This window comes from Undibacterium sp. TJN25 (genome assembly GCF_049339885.1).
Lineage (GTDB): Bacteria > Pseudomonadota > Gammaproteobacteria > Burkholderiales > Burkholderiaceae_D > Undibacterium.
In genome coordinates this window covers 1-4,252 of record NZ_JBMPPM010000025.1, presented here as the reverse complement: position 1 = coordinate 4,252, position 4,252 = coordinate 1, and the positions used below count along the sequence as shown (strand labels likewise).

2 protein-coding genes are annotated in these 4,252 nt (G+C 48.5%); one reads left to right on the top strand and one right to left on the bottom strand.

The window, feature by feature from the left end; translation table 11 throughout:
• The first annotated feature begins 32 nt into the window (after positions 1–32).
• A complete protein-coding gene (locus ACO0LO_RS28865) occupies positions 33–959 on the top strand; it encodes a glycosyltransferase family 9 protein (protein WP_422969974.1) in 927 nt (308 codons plus the stop codon).
• Here the strand turns inward: ACO0LO_RS28865 and ACO0LO_RS28860 are convergent.
• Positions 939–4,235 carry a hypothetical protein gene (locus ACO0LO_RS28860; RefSeq protein WP_422969972.1) on the bottom strand — a complete coding sequence of 1,099 codons (3,297 nt, stop codon included), beginning with the start codon at positions 4,233–4,235 and terminating at the stop codon, positions 939–941. The genes ACO0LO_RS28865 and ACO0LO_RS28860 overlap by 21 nt on opposite strands.
• Positions 4,236–4,252 lie beyond the last annotated feature (17 nt).

The following is a 4,252-nucleotide window of genomic DNA, read 5'->3' as shown; positions in this document are numbered from 1 at the left end:
ATCGATAACTAAGAATTATGCATACTCGGCAGATGCAGGAAATCCCCGCAAAAACATCTCCTATAGCCAAAAATCCATTCCAATTAATCTGCCATAAATTCAAATCTGATCTGGCTGTGCCCAATGTAACGGGGATTGGCGACGTGTTGATGTATACGCGCTTAGTTGAAGAAGTTGCTATGCGCTGTGGCCGGCCGATTGATCTGTTGACCGGTCCGATTCAACCAACCGATGATGTCGGAACGGTGGAGGACGAGGAACCGTTTCCGATTTGGCGAGGCAATCCGTTCGTCGGAAAAATTCTCAACCTAGCTGACCTGTCGCCCGAGAGCATGTCGCTGGTCAATTCATCACATGAACAGCATTGCCACTTTGGGCACATTATTTCCAATATCTGCGCTGAATACGGTGTCGCTCCTCGACTGATCCGGCCCAGCCTTTTTCTGACAGAAGAAGAATGTCGAGAGGCCTTGCTGAAGCTCTCTGGATTGCCGCGCCCGGTGCTTTGCTTGCATCCCTATGGAACGAGCTCACCCAAGCCTGGACATCCTTGGCATGAGGACGAATGGCACCACGTGCTCTCAGCGCTTCCTGCAGAGATGAGTGTTGTTGAAGTCGGCATACATGGCAGAGAGAATAAAGGTTTTGCCACGAAACGGTTTCGCACGACATTACGCCAGATGATGGCGCTGGTATGGGCCTCGGATATGTTTTTGGGCTTCGACAGTAGCGTGGCTCATGTGGCCACCGCGTTCAGCAAACCTGCGATGGTATTGTGGGATCCAATACGCAAATCAGAAATCGATACAGAGCCAGGGATGGGACCAGTCGCATTTTCTCGCTGGAGCTATCCTCAGAATAAAAATCTAATGCTGCTCGGCGAATCTCCTGGAGAAATTCGTCGCATCGTTCTCAATTGGATCAATGACATAGTTCGTTCAATAGGCGCCCAATATTAATCGCTTACCGCTGATTTCCACGCATCGATGCCCAATAACTTCGGGACAAGGCCTATTCAACAATGCCGTTGTATAGGTTTTTGCGATTTCATGTAGCCCGATTAACGAAGCAAATATTGCGATGTTTTGGCGTATCTCGTTGGCCGGGTCGCAATGCATAGGCGGAGCCGCCGGTCGCTCGATATCTGATGGTTCTAATCCCAGAGGTAATGCAGCCCTTTCTGCAGCTTGGAATACCTTATCGATCTTAGAGATCGCACGAGAGGCTTCCATCTCCACGCGCTCGAATTCAAAAATCAATTTCGAAAAAACATTTTTCGCGCTTGCGATATCGTCCACAAGCAATGCAAATAAGATTTGATCGTTGAGAATTGCTATCTCAAATTGCTTCATGTGATACAGCTGCACCATGGTCGCAGTGCGTTCAATCCAATGACCCGCACTCTTCAGGTTACCCTCGCGCAGAAATAGTGACCCACGCAAAAGGCTAGCTCGCGCCAATGGCTCCGTTAGCCGGTGTTTCGTGCAGTCGGCCCAGATAGCATCGAAATGCGCGATATCCAATGCCGTTCCATGATACAAACACGCATGCACGTGGACCGCTAGGGCAGTGCCTATCTCTTCGGGACGCCCTTTTGCTATGGAACTTGCTAGCTTGAATAAGTCCAACGCGATTGTGGGCGACGAGGCTGCATGTAACATCCCCAATTCGGAAAAAAGGACACTCCCTTCGTTGTCGCGCTGCCCGTCGCCGATATAGTTAAATGATAAGCGAGCAAACTTGTATCCATACTCGGGAAGTCCAAATCGAGCACAGAACAATACCAAGCGATTCAGAATAGAGTTAAATGTCAGATGGGTCTGACGCCGACTCAGAACAGAAATGGTATTCTCTATAAAAATATATGGCTCCATCAACTCCAGATCTAGTCCAATCGCGCGCCTATATGCGTTCGTGGCAATGGCCTCGTTGAATTCAAAATCCCTAGTATTTCGCTCTGCTTCGGCGGCTACCTGCAAATAGCGCTCGCGGGTGACTACCAGTGACTCTGTTACCCAGCTGGCCCAACATAGTTGAGTCAACAAATCCAGGCGTTCGTTGGCATCTGGTCGATCCTTCAGCAATGGCAATAAACGGTTCAGAAAAAAAACAATCCGGCCATAGTCTTCTATCGCCTTTGCAGCTTTAAGCCCTTGGCGCAATTCTATTTCGCAAGCCACGTTATCGCTCAACAAAGTAAAGATGTTCGCTCTGATGGCGAACACTTTAACTTCATCAGATTTCGAATCTCCGACAAAAAGAGCGCCCACTACTTTTCGTGCTTGAGACTCGAATCCCTTCGCAGCAGTGGCAACAGCCGCTGCTGCTTCGCGCAACAAATCATGGCGAAAAACGATTTGACCATCGAACAAAACAGAACCTATTCCTGTTTCACTGAGCATTTCTCGAAACGCGCGTAAATCGCGATCCGAGATATCAAGCGCGTTCAGAATCAGCGACTGATCGTAAACGTTATCGGCTGTCGCAATTAAACCCAATACAATCGCCCATTCTTCCCAGTCGGAGGAAAATGCTCCAAGCAATCCTGTCTTGATGCGTTCTTCAAGAATAACTTGCCGCCCCCCATGAAGACGATCAGTGAGAATGCGTGCGGGTTCGCTAATTTCGAATAGATGAGAGTCATCTCCACGCTTGACTAGACCGAGAGTTTGAAGGCGACGTAAATAGCTGTCGAAGAAAAGAGGGAATCCCCCTGTTCTATCGAATAGGCAAGTGATTAGTTCATCCGTGATATGAGCGAATATTGTTTTCGAAAAACGGTAGAACGAGTTACGATCAAGCGGGGCTACCAGTTTTTTTTGGAGAATCTTGCGGATATTTAAGTCAATTTTTCGGAGCAAACCCTGAAGAGCTGCATTCGAAAGTGCGTCGGGTTGACGGTATTCAAGTATCAATCGAATGCCGCCCCAGCTTGAGTCATCCAAAACAGAAATTAGCACCCATATTTCGTCAGCAAGCTTTGGTGTTACTAAATGGCAATCGCGCAGAACGATCACTTTCGGCCCCATTCCGCTTATTACACGTACTAACAATCGAAAATCTGTTCTTAGACTCCCATCGCCTTCTTGCTTGAGCAATCCCGCTTCAATCTTGCCAACGAGTTCACTGAAAGTGCCTTTCCCTATAGGCGGCGCAAGACAATTTCTAATAACTGACACCATAAGGTCATCGTCTGGCGTTTCTGGGACTGTGAAACGGAGGACGTCATAACCAGCCTTTGTACGTAATCCTTCGGCCACTTTCTCGATTAAATGAGTCTTTCCAACGCCAGCTTCTCCATCCACCAAGGACAGGCGTACGTCGCCAGTATCTCCCATTTTTTTTTGCAGATCGTCGATTTCGTTCGCACGTAGTTCCGGTAAAAAACTTACAGCTCCACTAATGACTAAGCTAACAAGAGGAGTGATGTGACGGTTTTTTTTATGCGCTGTTTGAAGGGAAATTCGATAATCCTGGCCAACGGCCAAATGGGTTGTGTCAATGAGAAAGTGTCCTTTGCCGACATCGCCGGCAAGCGGTACATACTGCCAGCTATCCTGCGGCAATCCATCAAGTGATATTGCGACAGAGTCGACATCTGCAGACTCCACAGCGAGTGTCAGCAATACTCCCTGCCGAACATGCAATCCGCGGCGTGCTGTCCCCGAAGATGCTACCTCTGTTTGGGAAAATGCGATGCACTCGGACAACCACCAATGAATCGTATGCAGGCCATGCTCAGGCGTGAGGGGCATGACTGTGGTTTTGATGCTGGGATCGTTGTTCAGCTCGTCGTCACTGAGAAATAAGCCGGTTTGCCAATGGCGAAATTCGATACTTCGGAAGATCGGGTTGACACTACCATCGAATGTAAACAGCCTCGAAGCATATTTCCGAACTTGAGGTTGAAGCGGCGTGCTGGAAATGACGTTAACACTTAGCGGCTGGTCCGACACCGCCACCACCATGATCTTTGCCACATTGTCCAATTCGAGTGACCGTGAATAGTGTTTACACTCGAAATAATGAAATCGATTCGTCGCGAGTATTCCGCGTCCAGAGTCTTCGCTGACGATGTAGTCGACTTCTCCCGTTTCATGATCAGTAACCTTTAGCATGCGAGGATCTTCAAATACGCGGTCCACAAGGCGACGGAAGACAAGCTTCTGAACCTCTAGGCCCTTGAGGTGAGAGAGATCAATTGGCACCGCTGTCGCCTTATCTGATTCACGCATAATTCTTAGTTATCGAT

Coding starts and splice junctions, on each gene's coding strand:
- ACO0LO_RS28865 (WP_422969974.1), top strand. CDS start 33: ATGCAGGAAATCCCCGCAAAAACATCTCCTATAGCCAAAAATCCATTC.
- ACO0LO_RS28860 (WP_422969972.1), bottom strand. CDS start 4,235: ATGCGTGAATCAGATAAGGCGACAGCGGTGCCAATTGATCTCTCTCAC.